This window comes from Scandinavium sp., assembly GCF_036271055.1.
Taxonomy (GTDB): Bacteria; Pseudomonadota; Gammaproteobacteria; order Enterobacterales; family Enterobacteriaceae; genus Scandinavium.
Genome location: NZ_DATBBJ010000033.1, coordinates 35,902 through 52,351 on the forward strand (window position 1 = coordinate 35,902; position 16,450 = coordinate 52,351).

Below are 16,450 nucleotides of genomic sequence, written 5' to 3' on the forward strand. Positions count from 1 at the left end.
GTTGCTAAGATCGCTTGACGAATTTTGCCCCCTTGAATTTCAATGTGTTTTTATTTTTATTCACACCCTGTGAATGAATCAGGCATCCCGCGGCAGACCCTTTTCGATTACCCTCACCAGACGCTGTTTCTGCGGTAATTGCACTTCTACCACGCAGGCATTCCGCTTCTCAATTTGCTGCGCAACCGCCCAATCTATGTGTTCATCGAGAAGTGGGTGCTCACCTCGACGGCTCCCCAGCGCGTGTAAATTATTTTCGTCCCACGGCGCGTTACCCAATGCGACGGCGATATTACGCAGCCAGCGCAAATGACCGATTCGCCTAATCGGCGAACCCTCGGTAACTTTCAGAAAATGCGCTTCGCTCCAGCCAAACAGCTCAATGAGCTCCGGGGCATGCAACGCTTTGCGCGGACTGAAATCCTCTTCATCCGTGAGCTGCGAATAACGGTTCCACGGGCAAATCAACTGACAATCATCACATCCGTAGATGCGATTTCCCATCAACGGCCTGAATTCTTCGGGGATAGCGCCTTCCAGTTCGATGGTCAGATAGGAAATGCAGCGGCGTGCATCGACGGTGTATGGCTCAACGATGGCTCCCGTGGGGCAGATGGTCATGCAGGCGACGCAGCGTCCACAGTTCTCTTCCACTGGTTTATCAATGGGTAACGCCAGGTCTATCAGCAATTCACCGAGGAAAAAGAACGAACCCGCATCACGGCTGAGAATAAGTGAGTGCTTACCTGTCCAGCCAAGCCCGGCTTTTTCGGCTATCGGGCGCTCCAGAACAGGCGCGGAATCGACAAAAGGTCTAAAATTCAGCGAGGCACAATGACCCTGAATTTTTTCGCCAAGCTTTTTAAGGCGGTTACGCAGTAGCTTATGATAATCACGTCCAAGGGCATAACGGCTGACATAACCAAGCGACGGGTTTTTCAGGGTGCTGGCAAACGCCGCGTTAGCAGGCAGATAGTTCATCCGCACGCTGATGACGCGAAGCGTGCCGGGCAGAAGTTCGTGAGGGCGTGCGCGTAGCATGCCGTGGCGCGCCATCCATTCCATTTCGCCATGGTACTGTTTGTCCAGCCATGCCTGCAGTTGCGGTTCGCTGGCACTGAGATCGGTATCGGTGATACCGACGTGCTGAAAGCCCAGCTCGGTGCCCCACTGTTTGATGTCTTGCGCTAATTGATTGAGATTGAGGGGCTGTGACATGACGGACCATACGATGACGAGAAACCCCGCAAGTATACCACACACCATCTGGTCTGCGGATGACCTGCGTCGCGCCGAAAAAGAGGCCGCCGATGCGCTTGGTCTGACGCTCTACGAATTAATGCTGCGCGCAGGAGAAGCGGCTTTTGCTGTCGCGCGCCAAAATTATCCTGCTTCCAGACACTGGCTGATCCTATGCGGACACGGCAATAACGGCGGTGATGGCTACGTAGTAGCGCGTCTGGCGCAGGCGGCAGGTATTGTCGTCACGCTTTTGGCGCAGGATAACGTTAAGCCGTTGCCGGACGAGGCAAGCGAAGCGCGCGATGCGTGGCTAAATGCCGGAGGCGTTATTCATGCTCACGAGAGTGTCTGGCCTGAAGAGATTGACCTGATCATTGATGCGCTACTCGGCACCGGGCTGACTAGCGCACCGCGTGAGCCTGTCGAGTCATTGATTGCTCATGCTAACCGCCATTCCGCGCCCACAGTAGCGCTCGATATTCCTTCCGGATTGCTCGCCCAAACGGGCGCGACGCCAGGCGCGGTGATTCACGCCGCCCATACCATTACGTTTATCGCGCTAAAGCCGGGCTTGCTGACCGGCAAAGCGCGCGATGTGACCGGTGTGCTGCATCATCATGCTTTAGGCCTTGATGCCTGGCTGAATACGCAAACCACACAGCTAATGCGTGTGGATGCCAGCCAATTGTCACAGTGGCTGCCACCGCGTCGCCCGACGTCGCATAAGGGCGATCACGGTAAGCTGGTGATTATCGGCGGCGATCATGGCACGGCGGGCGCGATTCGTATGGCCGGTGAAGCCGCGCTGCGTGCGGGAGCAGGGCTGGTGCGAGTACTCACTCGCGTGGAGAACATCGCCCCCATTGTGACTGCTCGCCCTGAGTTGATGGTGCATGAAGTCACTCCGCAAAGCCTTGATGATGCGCTGGAATGGGCTGATGTGGTGGTCATTGGCCCCGGTCTTGGGCAACAAACCTGGGGCAAACAGGCGCTGCGTAAAGTGGAAAACGTCCGTAAGCCCATGCTTTGGGACGCCGATGCGCTGAACCTTCTGGCAATCAACCCGGATAAACGTCACAATCGCGTATTGACGCCGCATCCCGGTGAGGCCGCCCGATTACTCCATTGCAGCACGGCAGAAATTGAAAGTGATCGCTTACTTTCTGCGCAGCGTCTGGTAAAACGGTATGGCGGTGTCGTCGTGCTAAAAGGCGCAGGAACGATCGTTGCGGATGAAGCGAGTGGTATCGCCATTGTCGATGCCGGAAACGCAGGAATGGCGAGCGGCGGTATGGGTGACGTGTTGTCAGGCATTATTGGCGCGTTGCTAGGCCAGCACCTCTCGCCGTATGATGCTGCCTGTGCCGGTTGTGTGGCGCACGGCGCGGCTGCTGACGTACTGGCCGCGCAATCAGGAACCCGTGGCATGCTTGCCACCGATCTTTTTTCCACGCTTGTGCGTGTTGTTAACCCGGATGTGATTGACGTAAACCATGATAAATCGAGTGATTCCCTTATCCAATGAGCAGGCAACATTAGATCTCGGCAACCAGCTTGCCGGGGCCTGCACAGGCGCGACCGTCATTTATCTCTACGGCGATTTGGGCGCCGGGAAAACCACTTTTAGCCGCGGATTTTTGCAGGCGCTGGGCCATAAAGGCAACGTTAAAAGCCCGACTTATACGCTCGTGGAACCCTACACCCTCGAAAATCTGATGGTGTACCATTTCGATTTATACCGCCTTGCCGATCCCGAGGAGCTTGAATTTATGGGGATCCGCGATTACTTCACTGACAATGCCATTTGCCTGGTGGAATGGCCGCAACAGGGCGCGGGTGTGCTGCCTGAACCGGATGTCGAAATTCACCTGGAATACCAGGATCAAGGGCGAGAGGCGCGCGTGACAGCAGTCTCCTCACTGGGTGAATCTTTACTGGCACACTTAGCCAGTTAACCTGAGGGATGGCGGGATGACGTATCGCGTTAAAAGTGGATGGATTGCTGGCATCATGATGCTGTTTTGCTGGCAGGCAACGGCGGCGAGTTTATCCGATATTCAGGTGTCCAACGGTGATAAACAGGCACGTATCACATTCAGTTTTATGGGTGACCCTGACTATTCCTTCTCGCAGGAAGGCAAGCGCAGCGTGGCACTCGACATCAAACAGACCGGCGTCATCCAGGGATTACCGCTCAATTTCAGTGGTGATAATCTGGTGAAAAGTATTCGCTCCGGTACGCCGAAAGACGCTCAATCTTTACGCCTGGTCGTTGATTTAACCGGCGACGGCAAAACCCGTGCGGTGAAGCAGCAAAGTGGCGGCACTTACACGGTGGTCTTTACCATTAATGCCGATGCGCCACCGCCACCGCCGCCTCCGGTTGTGGCGAAGCGTGTGGAAGCGCCGCCTGTTGCCGTGGCATCACGCCCGGTTGAACCTCCCCGTAATCCCTTTAAAGCGCCAAACGATCGCCTTACTGGCGTGACCAGCAGCAACACGGAAACACGTCCAGCGGCACGTTCTCGCCCGGTCAGCACCAGCGGTGACAAAGTGATTATTGCGATTGATGCAGGCCACGGTGGTCAGGATCCGGGAGCTATAGGTCCTGGCGGCACCAAAGAGAAAAACGTCACCATTTCTATCGCCCGCAAACTGCGCGCGTTGCTAAATAATGACCCGATGTTTAAGGGCGTGCTGACTCGCGACGGGGATTACTTCATTTCTGTAATGGGCCGTTCAGATGTGGCGCGTAAACAGAATGCCAATTTCCTGGTCTCAATTCATGCGGATGCTGCGCCTAACCGTGATGCGACCGGCGCATCGGTGTGGGTGCTTTCCAACCGCCGCGCAAACAGTGAAATGGCGGGCTGGCTTGAACAGCACGAGAAGCAGTCTGAATTGCTCGGCGGGGCGGGCGATGTGCTGGCGAATAGTCAGGCTGACCCGTATCTGAGTCAGGCTGTACTGGATTTACAATTCGGCCATTCTCAGCGTGTCGGGTATGATGTGGCGGTTGATGTGTTAGGCCAGCTCCAGCGCGTCGGCAATATTCATAAACGTCGTCCTGAGCACGCGAGCCTTGGCGTTTTACGCTCGCCGGATATCCCGTCGATTCTGGTTGAAACCGGCTTTATCAGCAACAGTGGCGAAGAGCGCCTGTTGGGCAGTGATGACTATCAGCAGCAGATCGCCGAGGCGATTTTCAACGGACTGCGTAACTACTTTAACGCGCATCCAGTGCAGAGCGGACCGCGCGGTGAGGCCTCACAGACGGCCAGCGCCACAGGCCCTAATGGGACGTTAATCAATTAAGGAGTGCTTCATGCCGATTCAGGTTTTGCCGCCACAGCTTGCGAACCAGATTGCCGCGGGTGAAGTGGTCGAACGCCCTGCGTCGGTAGTGAAAGAGCTGGTTGAAAACAGTCTGGATGCGGGAGCGACCCGCATCGATATCGATATCGAACGCGGCGGGGCGAAGCTCATCCGCATTCGAGATAACGGCTGCGGCATCAAAAAAGACGAACTGGCGCTGGCGCTGGCTCGTCATGCCACCAGTAAAATCGCATCGCTTGATGACCTTGAGGCGATCATTAGCCTTGGTTTTCGCGGCGAAGCACTGGCAAGTATCAGCTCCGTTTCGCGTTTGACGTTAACCTCGCGCATTGCCGAACAGCCGGAAGCCTGGCAGGCGTATGCCGAAGGGCGCGACATGGATGTGACGGTGAAACCCGCGGCGCATCCTGTCGGCACCACCCTTGAAGTGCTGGATTTGTTCTACAACACCCCGGCGCGGCGCAAATTCATGCGCACCGAGAAAACCGAATTTAACCATATCGACGAAGTGATCCGCCGTATCTCGTTGGCGCGTTTTGACGTCACTATCAACCTCAGTCACAACGGCAAAATGGTGCGTCAGTATCGTGCCGTGGCGCAGGACGGGCAGAAAGAACGCCGCCTGGCAGCTATTTGTGGCACACCGTTTGTCGAGCATGCGTTGGCTATCGAATGGCAGCACGGTGATTTAGCGATGCACGGTTGGGTGGCAGATCCGCAGCACTCTAACGGTCAGTTTACTGAAATCCAGTATTGCTACGTCAATGGCCGCATGATGCGTGACCGATTGATTAATCACGCGATTCGCCAGGCTTGTGAAGACAAGTTGGGGGCCGGGGAACAGCCCGCGTTTGTGTTGTATCTGACCATCGACCCGCATCAGGTGGATGTGAATGTGCATCCGGCGAAGCACGAAGTGCGTTTCCATCAGTCGCGACTGGTACATGATTTTATCTATCAGGGCGTAGTGAGCGTACTGCAACAGCAAATCGCCGCGCCACTGGCGCTGGTTGAAGAAGATGAAATGCCGGCCCCGCGCGCACTACCGGAAAACCGGGTAGCCGCCGGGCGTAATCATTTTGCCGAACCTGCTGTTGCACGCGAACCTGTCGCGCCACGCTACGGTTCTGCCTCCGGCGCTTCAACTGCTGGCGAAAGCACACGTACTCAGGTTGGTGCAAACTGGCCGAATGCGCAGCCGGGCTATCAGAAACAGCAGGGCGCGCTGTATAAGCAATTGTTGAATACCCCCGTCGCTGAACACAAAACGAAGGCCGAGCCTGCTGCGGAAAGTCTTGCGGGGCACAGTCATAGCTTTGGTCGGGTGCTGACGATTGTGGCGGGTGACCGCGCACTGCTCGAACGTGACGGCAAATTGAGTGTATTGGCTTTGCCTGTTGCCGAACGCTGGCTGCGTCAGGCGCAACTTTCGCCGGAAAGTACCACTGTTTGCGCGCAACCATTGCTGATCCCGCTGCGCTTAAAAATCTCGGCAGATGAGCAAGCGGCACTCAAAAAGTCCCTGACAGTATTAGGGCAATTAGGCATTGAAATTCAATCAGAAGCGCATCATGTGACGGTGCGAGCGGTGCCTTTACCCTTAAGACAACAAAATTTACAAATCTTGATTCCTGAACTGATAGGCTACCTCGCGCAGCAATCAACCTTCGAGGCAGGAACGCTGGCGCAATGGCTGGCGCGTAACCTCGCAAGTGAACACGCGCAGTGGAATATGGCGCAGGCGATTGCCATGCTGACCGACGTCGAACGTCTGTGTCCACAGTTGGTGAAAGCGCCGCCGGGTGGCCTGTTACAACCTGTTGATTTGAATACGGCGATGAATGCCCTTAAACATGAGTGATGTAACAGAAGCAGGCCTGCCAAAGGCCCTATTTTTGATGGGCCCGACGGCCTCCGGTAAAACCGCGCTAGCCATTGAGTTGCGTAAAGTTTTGCCCGTAGAGTTGATTAGCGTGGATTCTGCCCTCATTTACCGAGGGATGGATATCGGAACCGCGAAACCGGATGCGGCGGAGCTTGCCGCTGCACCGCATCGGTTGCTGGATATTCTCGATCCGGCTCTATCGTATTCCGCAGCGGATTTCCGCCGCGATGCGTTGGCCGAGATGGCAGAGATTACCGCAGCAGGGCGAATCCCGCTGTTGGTGGGTGGTACCATGTTGTATTTCAAGGCATTGTTGGAGGGGTTGTCGCCGTTACCGTCGGCAGATCCGGTCATCAGAGCCAGAATTGAACAACAGGCAGCAGAGCAAGGGTGGAATGCACTGCATCAGCAACTCGTCGAAATCGATCCGGTTGCGGGCGCACGTATTCATCCAAATGATCCGCAAAGACTTTCCCGGGCACTGGAAGTTTTTTTCATTTCGGGTAAAACTTTAACGGAACTGACGCAAACGTCAGGAGAAGCTCTGCCGTATAAGGTGCATCAGTTCGCCATCGCCCCGGCGAGCCGTGAACTGCTCCATCAACGAATTGAGCAGCGTTTTCATCAGATGTTGGCTTCAGGTTTTGAAGCAGAAGTACGGGCGCTTTTTGCCCGTGGTGATTTGCATACGGATATGCCTTCCGTTCGTTGTGTGGGATACCGCCAGATGTGGTCGTACATTGAAGGCGAAATTTCATATGATGAAATGGTTTATAGAGGTATTTGCGCCACGAGACAGTTGGCCAAGCGCCAGGTAACCTGGTTGCGCGGTTGGGATGGCGTTCACTGGTTAGACAGTGAACAACCTGAACAGGCGTTCAACGATATGTTAAAGGTTGTTGGTGCGGGTCTGGACTGAACGTGTAAAATTAAGACGTATCGTGCGCAATTTTTCAGAATCGTAAGGTTCTAAGTACAAGCCCGAAGTTTGTGGGTAACACCCTGAAAACCTGGGTATAACAAGCATATAAGGAAAAGAGAATGGCTAAGGGGCAATCTTTACAAGATCCGTTTCTGAACGCACTGCGTCGGGAACGTGTTCCAGTTTCTATTTATTTGGTGAATGGTATCAAGCTGCAAGGTCAAATTGAGTCTTTCGATCAGTTCGTGATCCTGTTGAAAAACACGGTCAGCCAGATGGTCTATAAGCACGCAATTTCTACGGTAGTTCCGTCTCGTCCGGTCTCTCATCATAGCAATAACGCCGGCGGTACGACTACAGGTAGCAACTACCATCATGGTAGCAACGCGCAGTCTTCATCTGCGCCGCAAGACAGCGAAGAAACCGAATAAGGTTGCTGGCTGTTTTTCCATGTCGGGGAGCCAGATTATCCGGTTCCCCGCTGGTATTTTAGGAGATATTACGCTTGTTTGACCGTTATGACGCCGGTGAGCAGGCGGTGCTGGTACACATCTATTTTACGCAAGACAAAGATATGGAAGACCTTCAGGAGTTCGAATCCCTGGTCTCTTCCGCCGGTGTCGAAGCATTGCAGGTGATTACCGGTAGCCGTAAAGCGCCGCACCCAAAGTATTTTGTTGGTGAAGGTAAGGCTGTCGAAATTGCGGAAGCCGTGAAAGCGACGGGTGCGTCCGTTGTCTTATTCGACCATGCATTAAGTCCGGCCCAGGAGCGAAACCTGGAGCGTTTGTGCGAGTGCAGGGTTATCGATCGTACCGGTCTTATTCTCGATATTTTTGCTCAACGTGCCCGCACCCATGAAGGGAAATTGCAGGTTGAGCTGGCGCAGTTGCGCCATCTGGCTACGCGTCTGGTACGCGGCTGGACCCACCTTGAACGACAGAAAGGCGGAATTGGTTTGCGCGGCCCGGGTGAAACCCAGCTCGAAACTGACCGTCGTTTGCTGCGAAACCGCATCATGCTCATTCTCTCTCGTCTGGCGAGAGTCGAGAAGCAGCGTGAACAGGGACGCCGTTCACGCAAGAAAGCCGATATCCCAACTGTGTCGCTGGTGGGTTACACCAACGCCGGGAAATCGACGCTGTTTAATCAGATTACAGAGGCGCAGGTTTACGCCGCAGACCAACTGTTTGCGACACTTGACCCAACTCTGCGCCGGATTAACGTCGACGATGTGGGCGAAACCGTACTGGCTGATACCGTCGGGTTTATTCGCCATTTGCCACATGACTTAGTGGCGGCGTTTAAAGCGACCTTGCAGGAGACGCGTCAGGCGACGCTGCTGTTGCACGTGGTGGATGCTGCGGATGTTCGCTTGCAGGAAAACATTGATGCGGTAAATGTTGTTCTCGATGAAATCGAGGCTGACGACATCCCGTCACTGATGGTGATGAACAAGATCGATATGCTGGACGATTTCGAACCGCGTATCGACAGAGATGATGAAAACAAACCGATTCGGGTCTGGCTTTCTGCTCAGACCGGAGTGGGTGTACCACTGCTTTTCCAGGCTTTAACCGAGCGGCTTTCCGGTGAGGTGGCACAGCACACGCTGCGTTTACCCCCGCAGGAAGGGCGTTTACGAAGCCGGTTTTATCAGCTTCAGGCGATAGAAAAAGAGTGGATGGAGGAGGACGGCAGCGTCGGTTTGGAAATTCGTATGCCGATCGTGGACTGGCGTCGCCTCTGTAAGCAAGAACCTGCGCTGTCAGACTACATCGTCTGACAGACAGTTAGCCTGAAGATTATTCGCCTTTATACCTGGCAATACAGCCAGATACTCTAAATAGTTCGAGTGGCAGGCAGGCGGCAAGGGAGTGAATCTCCAGGAGCTTACTTTAGTAAGTGACTGGGGGGAAGGAGTGCAGCCACGCCCCTGTCGCTTGAAATATGAAGAGTATACACCGCATAACAAATATGGAGCATATACATGGCGTGGAATCAGCCCGGTAATAACGGACAAGACCGCGACCCGTGGGGAAGCAGCAATAATCAAGGCGGCAACTCTGGGGGAAATGGAAACAAAGGTGGTCGCGATCAGGGGCCTCCTGATCTGGATGATATCTTCCGCAAACTGAGCAAAAAGCTCGGTGGCTTGGGTGGCGGTAAAGGTGGTTCAGGCGGTGGCACCAGCTCTTCTCAAGGGCCGCGCGCGCCAATGGGTGGACGCATCGTGGGTATCGCTGCTGCGGCTGTCGTCATCATTTGGGCGGCGAGCGGTTTCTATACCATTAAGGAAGCAGAACGCGGTGTGGTAACGCGCTTTGGTAAATTCAGCCATCTGGTTGAGCCAGGTCTTAACTGGAAGCCAACGTTTGTTGATGAAGTGACTCCGGTGAACGTGGAAGCGGTTCGCGAGCTTGCAGCGTCCGGCGTAATGCTGACGTCTGACGAAAACGTGGTGCGCGTTGAAATGAACGTGCAGTACCGCATTACCGACCCGCAGAAATACCTGTTCAGCGTCACCAGTCCTGATGACAGCCTGCGTCAGGCAACGGACAGTGCCCTGCGTGGTGTTATCGGTAAATACTCCATGGATCGCATCCTGACCGAAGGTCGTACCGTTATTCGTAGCGATACTCAGCGTGAGCTGGAAGAGACCATTAAACCGTACAACATGGGTATCACTCTGCTGGACGTCAACTTCCAGACGGCCCGTCCGCCGGAAGAAGTGAAAGCCGCGTTTGATGATGCCATTGCCGCGCGTGAGAACGAGCAGCAGTACATCCGTGAAGCGGAAGCGTACACCAACGAAGTTCAGCCTCGTGCGAACGGTCAGGCGCAGCGTATTCTCGAAGAAGCGCGTGCATACAAAACCCAGACTGTCCTCGAAGCACAAGGTGAAGTGGCGCGTTTCGCCAAGCTTCTGCCTGAATATAAGGCTGCACCGGAAATTACCCGTGAACGTTTGTATATCGAAACCATGGAGAAAGTGCTGAGCCATACCCGTAAAGTGCTGGTCAACGATAAAGGGGGCAACCTGATGGTTCTGCCGCTCGACCAGATGCTGAAAGGTGGCAGTGCCGCACCTGCAAAAAAGAGTGACAGCAGTGGCGCCGACAGCCTGTTGCGCCTGCCGCCTGCGTCCAGCTCGAGCAGTAGTGCCGGTAGCAGTAGCAGCGCACCGTCTTCAACCGATGACAATATCATGGACCAACGCCGTGCTAATGCGCAGCGTAACGACTACCAGCGTCAGGGGGAATAACGATGCGTAAGTCAGTAATTGCGATAATTATCATCGTGCTGGTGGGTCTCTACACCTCAGTATTCGTGGTGAAAGAGGGCGAGCGCGGTATTACGCTGCGATTTGGTAAAGTCGTTCGTGACGATGAAAATAAACCGCTGGTGTACGCGCCAGGTCTGCACTTCAAAGTGCCGTTTATTGAATCTGTTAAAACGCTGGATGCGCGCATTCAGACTATGGACAACCAGGCCGATCGCTTCGTCACCAAAGAGAAGAAAGATCTGATCGTTGATTCCTACATCAAATGGCGTATCAGCGATTTCAGCCGCTACTATCTGGCAACGGGCGGCGGTGACGTCTCTCAGGCAGAAGTGCTGCTGAAACGTAAGTTCTCTGACCGTCTGCGTTCTGAAATTGGTCGTCTGGATGTGAAAGACATCGTGACCGATTCCCGTGGTCGTCTGACTATCGAAGTGCGCGATGCCCTGAACTCCGGTTCTTCTGGTGCGGATGACGAAGTCGAAACGCCAGCAGCAGACAGCGCTATCGCTGAAGCCGCTGAGCGTGTAGCGGCGGAAACCAACGGTAAAGTGCCTGTTATCAATACCAACAGCATGGCGGCGTTAGGGATTGAAGTGGTTGATGTCCGCATCAAGCAGATCAACCTCCCGGCGGAAGTGTCGGAAGCGATTTACAATCGTATGCGCGCTGAGCGTGAAGCGGTTGCCCGTCGCCACCGTTCACAGGGTCAGGAAGAAGCTGAAAAACTGCGTGCAACAGCGGATTATGAAGTGACTAAAACACTGGCAGAGTCTGAGCGTCAGGGTCGTATCCTGCGCGGTGAAGGTGATGCTGAGGCTGCGAAACTGTTTGCTGATGCATTCAGCCAGGATCCGGATTTCTATGCCTTTATCCGTAGCCTGCGTGCCTATGAGAACAGCTTCCAGAGCAATCAGGATGTGATGGTGCTCAGCCCGGACAGCGATTTCTTCCGCTACATGAAGACGCCGACCAGCGCAACGCGCTAAACTACCCGGCAGTCGCTTTATTGAAAAACCACCGCACTGGCGGTGGTTTTCTTTTATCAGGATAAACCATGAACTCAACAATTTGGCTCGCGCTTGCGCTGGTGTTGGTCCTTGAAGGGCTTGGGCCGATGCTCTATCCGCAGGCGTGGCGCAAAATGGTGGCCGCACTTTCGCAGTTACCGGATCATATTTTACGTCGTTTTGGCGGCGGTCTTGTGGTTGCTGGCGTGGTTATCTACTACATGTTGACAAAAGCGTTGGGTTGACACCCTGTTAGCTTGCCCGGTCGGATTTTGCCTGGAAAAAGTGCTGTATCTCTGAAAAAGCGATGGTAGAATCCTTTTTTAAGCAAACGGTGATTTTGAAAAATGGGTAACAACGTCGTCGTACTGGGCACCCAATGGGGTGACGAAGGTAAAGGGAAGATCGTCGATCTCCTGACTGAACGGGCTAAATATGTTGTACGCTACCAGGGCGGTCACAACGCAGGCCATACTCTCGTAATCAACGGTGAAAAAACCGTCCTCCATCTTATTCCATCAGGCATTCTTCGTGACAACGTGACCAGCATCATCGGTAACGGCGTTGTGCTGTCTCCTGCTGCACTGATGAAAGAGATGAAAGAACTGGAAGACCGTGGGATCCCGGTTCGCGAACGTCTGCTGCTCTCCGAAGCATGCCCGTTGATCCTTGATTATCATGTTGCGCTGGACGTAGCTCGTGAAAAAGCGCGCGGTGCAAAAGCTATCGGCACCACCGGTCGTGGTATCGGCCCTGCTTATGAAGATAAAGTGGCCCGTCGTGGCCTGCGCGTTGGTGACCTGTTCGACAAAGCGACCTTCGCCGACAAACTGAAAGAAGTGATGGAATATCACAACTTCCAGCTGGTGAACTTCTACAAAGCCGAAGCCGTTGATTTCCAGAAAGTGCTGGATGATGTCATGGCGGTTGCTGACATCCTGACCGCTATGGTTGTCGACGTTTCCGAACTGCTGGATCAAGCGCGTAAGCGTGGTGATTTCATCATGTTTGAAGGTGCTCAGGGTACGCTGCTGGACATTGACCACGGTACTTATCCGTACGTGACCTCTTCCAACACCACCGCAGGTGGCGTAGCGACAGGTTCCGGCCTGGGTCCACGTTATGTTGATTACGTACTGGGCATCATCAAAGCCTACTCTACCCGTGTAGGTGCAGGTCCATTCCCAACCGAACTGTTCGATGAAACCGGCGAGTTCCTCTGCAAGCAGGGTAACGAGTTTGGTGCGACCACCGGTCGTCGTCGTCGCTGTGGTTGGCTGGATGCGGTTGCTGTGCGCCGTGCTGTACAGATCAACTCCCTCTCTGGCTTCTGCCTGACCAAACTGGACGTTCTGGATGGTCTTAAAGAAGTGAAAATCTGCGTAGGCTACCGTATGCCTGATGGCCGTGAAGTGACCACCACTCCACTGGCAGCAGACGACTGGGAAGGTATCGAGCCGATTTATGAGTCCATGCCGGGCTGGTCTGAGACCACCTTCGGTGTGAAAGAGCGCAGTGGCTTGCCACAGGCTGCTCTGGACTACGTAAAACGTATCGAAGAACTGACCGGTGTGCCGATTGATATTATTTCAACAGGCCCAGACCGTAGTGAAACCATGATCCTGCGCGACCCGTTCGACGCATAATCATGCCAGGGGCGCAACTCTTGCGCCCCTCTGTTCCCGCTTTCCACCTTCCTCTGCTTAAATTAATTAACCGCTATTTAGCTGGCTGGTTTATCATCAATGGTAATAACACCCCGTTTTTCCCTGCTTTGAGGTTGATGTGCAGTTAACGAGTTTCACCGATTACGGATTGCGTGCGCTAATCTATATGGCATCGCTGCCGGACGGTCGAATGACCAATATCTCTGAGGTGACAGAGGTGTATGGCGTATCCCGTAATCATATGGTTAAAATAATCAACCAGTTAAGCCGTGCAGGTTTCGTAGATGCCGTGCGCGGAAAAAACGGGGGTATTCGTCTGGGCAAACCGGCAAAGGACATTTGTGTTGGCGATGTGGTGCGTGAATTAGAACCTTTAACGCTGGTGAATTGCAGCAGCGAATTTTGCCACATTACGCCCGCCTGCCGTTTGAAACAGGCGCTTTCTAAGGCCGTGAACAGTTTTCTCAAGGAGCTGGATAACTACACACTGGCCGATTTGGTTGAAGAGAATCAACCGCTTTATAAATTATTGCTGGTGGAGTGAACCATCACTTCATTGGAGCTGACAACGGAGGAACCGCTATGTCACACGATCCTTTCAAAGAACGCGAAGCTGAAAAATACGCGAACCCAATCCCTAGCCGGGAATTCATCCTCGAATTCATCACCAAACGCGAAAAACCCGTCAGCCGAGATGAGCTGGCGAATGAGCTGAATATCGAAGGTGAAGAACAGCAGGAAGCCCTGCGTCGCCGCCTGCGCGCCATGGAGCGCGACGGGCAACTCGTTTTCACCCGCCGCCAGTGTTATGCGCTGCCGGAACGTCTTGATTTGCTGAAGGGGAAAGTCATTGGTCATCGCGATGGCTTTGGCTTCCTGCGCGTCGAAGGGCGTAAAGACGATCTCTATCTTTCATCTGAACAGATGAAAATGTGCATGCACGGCGATCTGGTGCTGGCGCAACCGCTGGGTGCCGATCGTAAAGGCCGTCGCGAAGCGCGCATTGTTCGCGTGCTGGAGCCAAGAACCGGGCAGATCGTGGGCCGCTACTTTACCGATGCGGGCATCGGCTTTGTGGTGCCAGACGACAGCCGTCTGAGTTTTGATATTCTCATCCCGGCAGAAGATCTGATGGGCGCGATGATGGGCTTTGTGGTGGTCGTTGAGCTGACTCAACGTCCGACGCGCCGTACCAAAGCCATCGGTAAAATTGTGGAAGTGCTGGGCGATAACATGGGCACCGGCATGGCCGTTGATATGGCGCTGCGTACCCATGACATTCCTTACGTCTGGCCGCCAGAAGTCGAAAAACAGATTGCCAACCTGAAAGAACAGGTGCCGGAAGAAGCAAAAATCGGCCGTGTGGATCTTCGTGATTTACCGCTGGTGACCATCGACGGTGAAGACGCCCGTGACTTTGATGACGCCGTATTCTGTGAGAAGAAACGCGGCGGCGGCTGGCGTTTGTGGGTAGCTATCGCTGACGTCAGTTATTACGTGCGTCCACCGACCGCACTGGATGCCGAAGCCCGCAACCGTGGCACTTCAGTTTACTTCCCGTCGCAGGTTGTGCCGATGCTGCCGGAAGTGCTGTCCAACGGTCTGTGCTCTCTGAACCCGCAGGTCGACAGACTCTGTATGGTCTGTGAAATGACCATTTCGGCTAAAGGCCGCCTGACGAGCTATACATTCTACGAAGCGGTAATGAGTTCTCATGCTCGCCTGACGTACAACAAAGTCTGGCATATTCTGCAAGGCGATCAGGATCTGCGCGAGCAGTACGCCCCGCTGGTGAAGCATATCGAAGAGCTGCACAACCTCTACAAAGTGCTGGATGTCTCCCGCGCGGAGCGTGGTGGGATCTCGTTTGAAAGCGAAGAAGCGAAGTTTATCTTCAACGCCGAGCGTCGCATTGAGCGCATTGAGCAAACCCAGCGCAACGATGCCCATAAGCTTATTGAAGAGTGCATGATCCTCGCCAATATTTCGGCAGCGCGTTTTGTCGAGAAAGAGTCGGAGCCTGCGTTGTTCCGTATTCACGATAAGCCTACCGAAGAAGCGATCACCTCTTTCCGTACAGTCCTTGCGGAACTAGGCCTTGAATTGCCGGGTGGTGCGAAGCCAGAGCCGCGCGATTACGCCGATCTGCTGACCTCCATCGCTGATCGTCCGGATCACGAAATGCTGCAAACTATGCTGCTGCGTTCGATGAAACAGGCGATCTACGATCCAGAAAACCGCGGTCATTTCGGCCTGGCGCTGCAATCTTATGCGCACTTTACCTCCCCGATTCGTCGTTATCCGGACCTGTCGCTTCACCGCGCCATTAAATATCTGCTGGCGAAAGATGAAGGCCATACAGGCAACTCAACGGATACCGGCGGCTGGCACTACACCATGGAAGAGATGCTGCAATTGGGTCAGCACTGTTCCTTGACCGAACGCCGCGCCGACGAAGCGACCCGTGAAGTGTCTGACTGGCTGAAGTGCGACTTCATGCAGGATCAGGTGGGGAATGTCTTCCCGGGCGTTATCGCCAGCGTCACCGGCTTTGGCTTCTTTGTGCGTCTGACCGATCTGTTCATCGACGGTCTGGTGCATGTCTCTTCGCTCGACAATGACTACTATCGTTTCGACCAAATTGGTCAGCGTCTAATTGGCGAATCTGGCGGGCAGACTTACCGTCTGGGCGACCGCGTGGAAGTGCGCGTGGAAGCCGTCAACATGGATGAGCGTAAAATCGACTTCTCGTTGATTTCCAGCGAGCGTGGCCCGCGTAACGTCGGTAAAACCGCACGTGAAAATGCGAAAAAACCGGGTAACGGTAAGTCTGGCAGCAAACGTCGTCAGGCTGGCAAAAAGGTAAACTTTGAGCCGGATAGCGCGTTCCGTGGCGAGAAAGGCCAGGCCAAACAGAAGCCAAAAGCGGCGAAGAAAGAAGCTGCCAGTAAAAAAGCCAAAAAGCCGTCGGAAAAAACGCAGAAAATCGCATCGGCCACCAGGGCTAAACGCGCAACGAAGAAAAACGTAGCCGAGTAATTTTAACCTTCGCCCTCGCTTCTCTCTAAAAAGAGAGGCCGGGGCGAGGGGATTAACGATCAACAA

The 16,450-nt window shown here is 54.2% G+C and carries 14 protein-coding genes; 13 read left to right on the plus strand and 1 reads right to left on the minus strand.

Translation table 11 applies throughout. From position 1 onward, the window contains the following. Nucleotides 1-78: 78 nt before the first annotated feature. Nucleotides 79-1,218, minus strand: a complete 1,140-nt coding sequence (gene queG, locus VH187_RS05135) for a tRNA epoxyqueuosine(34) reductase QueG (protein WP_329700413.1) — start codon at nt 1,216-1,218, stop codon at nt 79-81. Between queG and nnr the strand changes: the two genes are divergently transcribed. The 13 genes from nnr to rnr all read left to right on the plus strand — a co-directional run bounded on the left by nnr (nt 1,217) and on the right by rnr (nt 16,384). Then, a complete protein-coding gene (gene nnr, locus VH187_RS05140) occupies nt 1,217-2,767 on the plus strand; it encodes a bifunctional ADP-dependent NAD(P)H-hydrate dehydratase/NAD(P)H-hydrate epimerase (protein WP_329700414.1) in 1,551 nt (516 codons plus the stop codon). The genes queG and nnr overlap by 2 nt on opposite strands. Further along, nucleotides 2,736-3,197 (plus strand): tRNA (adenosine(37)-N6)-threonylcarbamoyltransferase complex ATPase subunit type 1 TsaE, encoded by a 462-nt coding sequence (gene tsaE / locus VH187_RS05145; RefSeq protein WP_329700415.1) that lies wholly within the window; start codon nt 2,736-2,738, stop codon nt 3,195-3,197. Before nnr ends, tsaE begins: the two co-directional genes overlap by 32 nt. 16 nt (nt 3,198-3,213) lie before the next feature. Next, nucleotides 3,214-4,557 (plus strand): N-acetylmuramoyl-L-alanine amidase AmiB, encoded by a 1,344-nt coding sequence (gene amiB / locus VH187_RS05150; RefSeq protein ID WP_329700416.1) that lies wholly within the window; start codon nt 3,214-3,216, stop codon nt 4,555-4,557. 10 nt (nt 4,558-4,567) lie between these two features. Next, nucleotides 4,568-6,439 (plus strand): DNA mismatch repair endonuclease MutL, encoded by a 1,872-nt coding sequence (mutL, locus tag VH187_RS05155; protein ID WP_329700417.1) that lies wholly within the window; start codon nt 4,568-4,570, stop codon nt 6,437-6,439. Further along, nucleotides 6,432-7,382: a tRNA (adenosine(37)-N6)-dimethylallyltransferase MiaA gene (miaA, locus tag VH187_RS05160; protein WP_329700418.1), complete on the plus strand. Its 951-nt coding sequence runs from the start codon at nt 6,432-6,434 to the stop codon at nt 7,380-7,382. Before mutL ends, miaA begins: the two co-directional genes overlap by 8 nt. Before the next feature lie 122 nt (nt 7,383-7,504). Further along, nucleotides 7,505-7,816, plus strand: a complete 312-nt coding sequence (hfq, locus tag VH187_RS05165; protein WP_329700419.1) for an RNA chaperone Hfq — start codon at nt 7,505-7,507, stop codon at nt 7,814-7,816. A 74-nt stretch (nt 7,817-7,890) separates the two neighbouring features. After that, nucleotides 7,891-9,171 (plus strand): ribosome rescue GTPase HflX, encoded by a 1,281-nt coding sequence (gene hflX / locus VH187_RS05170; protein WP_329700420.1) that lies wholly within the window; start codon nt 7,891-7,893, stop codon nt 9,169-9,171. 204 nt (nt 9,172-9,375) lie between these two features. After that, entirely contained in the window at nt 9,376-10,650 is a 1,275-nt protein-coding gene (gene hflK, locus VH187_RS05175) for an FtsH protease activity modulator HflK (RefSeq protein ID WP_329700421.1), read from the plus strand. A gap of 2 nt (nt 10,651-10,652) precedes the next feature. Continuing rightward, nucleotides 10,653-11,657 (plus strand): protease modulator HflC, encoded by a 1,005-nt coding sequence (gene hflC, locus VH187_RS05180; protein ID WP_329700422.1) that lies wholly within the window; start codon nt 10,653-10,655, stop codon nt 11,655-11,657. A gap of 68 nt (nt 11,658-11,725) precedes the next feature. Further along, complete coding sequence (locus tag VH187_RS05185; protein WP_329700423.1) at nt 11,726-11,923, plus strand: DUF2065 domain-containing protein; 198 nt, start codon at nt 11,726-11,728, stop codon at nt 11,921-11,923. Between the two features lie 102 nt (nt 11,924-12,025). Beyond that, entirely contained in the window at nt 12,026-13,324 is a 1,299-nt protein-coding gene (locus tag VH187_RS05190; protein ID WP_329700424.1) for an adenylosuccinate synthase, read from the plus strand. 139 nt (nt 13,325-13,463) lie between these two features. After that, nucleotides 13,464-13,889: a nitric oxide-sensing transcriptional repressor NsrR gene (nsrR, locus tag VH187_RS05195; protein ID WP_329700425.1), complete on the plus strand. Its 426-nt coding sequence runs from the start codon at nt 13,464-13,466 to the stop codon at nt 13,887-13,889. A 38-nt stretch (nt 13,890-13,927) separates the two neighbouring features. Further along, on the plus strand, nt 13,928-16,384 hold the full coding sequence (rnr, locus tag VH187_RS05200; RefSeq protein WP_329700426.1) for a ribonuclease R: 2,457 nt from the start codon (nt 13,928-13,930) through the stop codon (nt 16,382-16,384). The last annotated feature ends 66 nt before the right edge of the window (nt 16,385-16,450 follow it).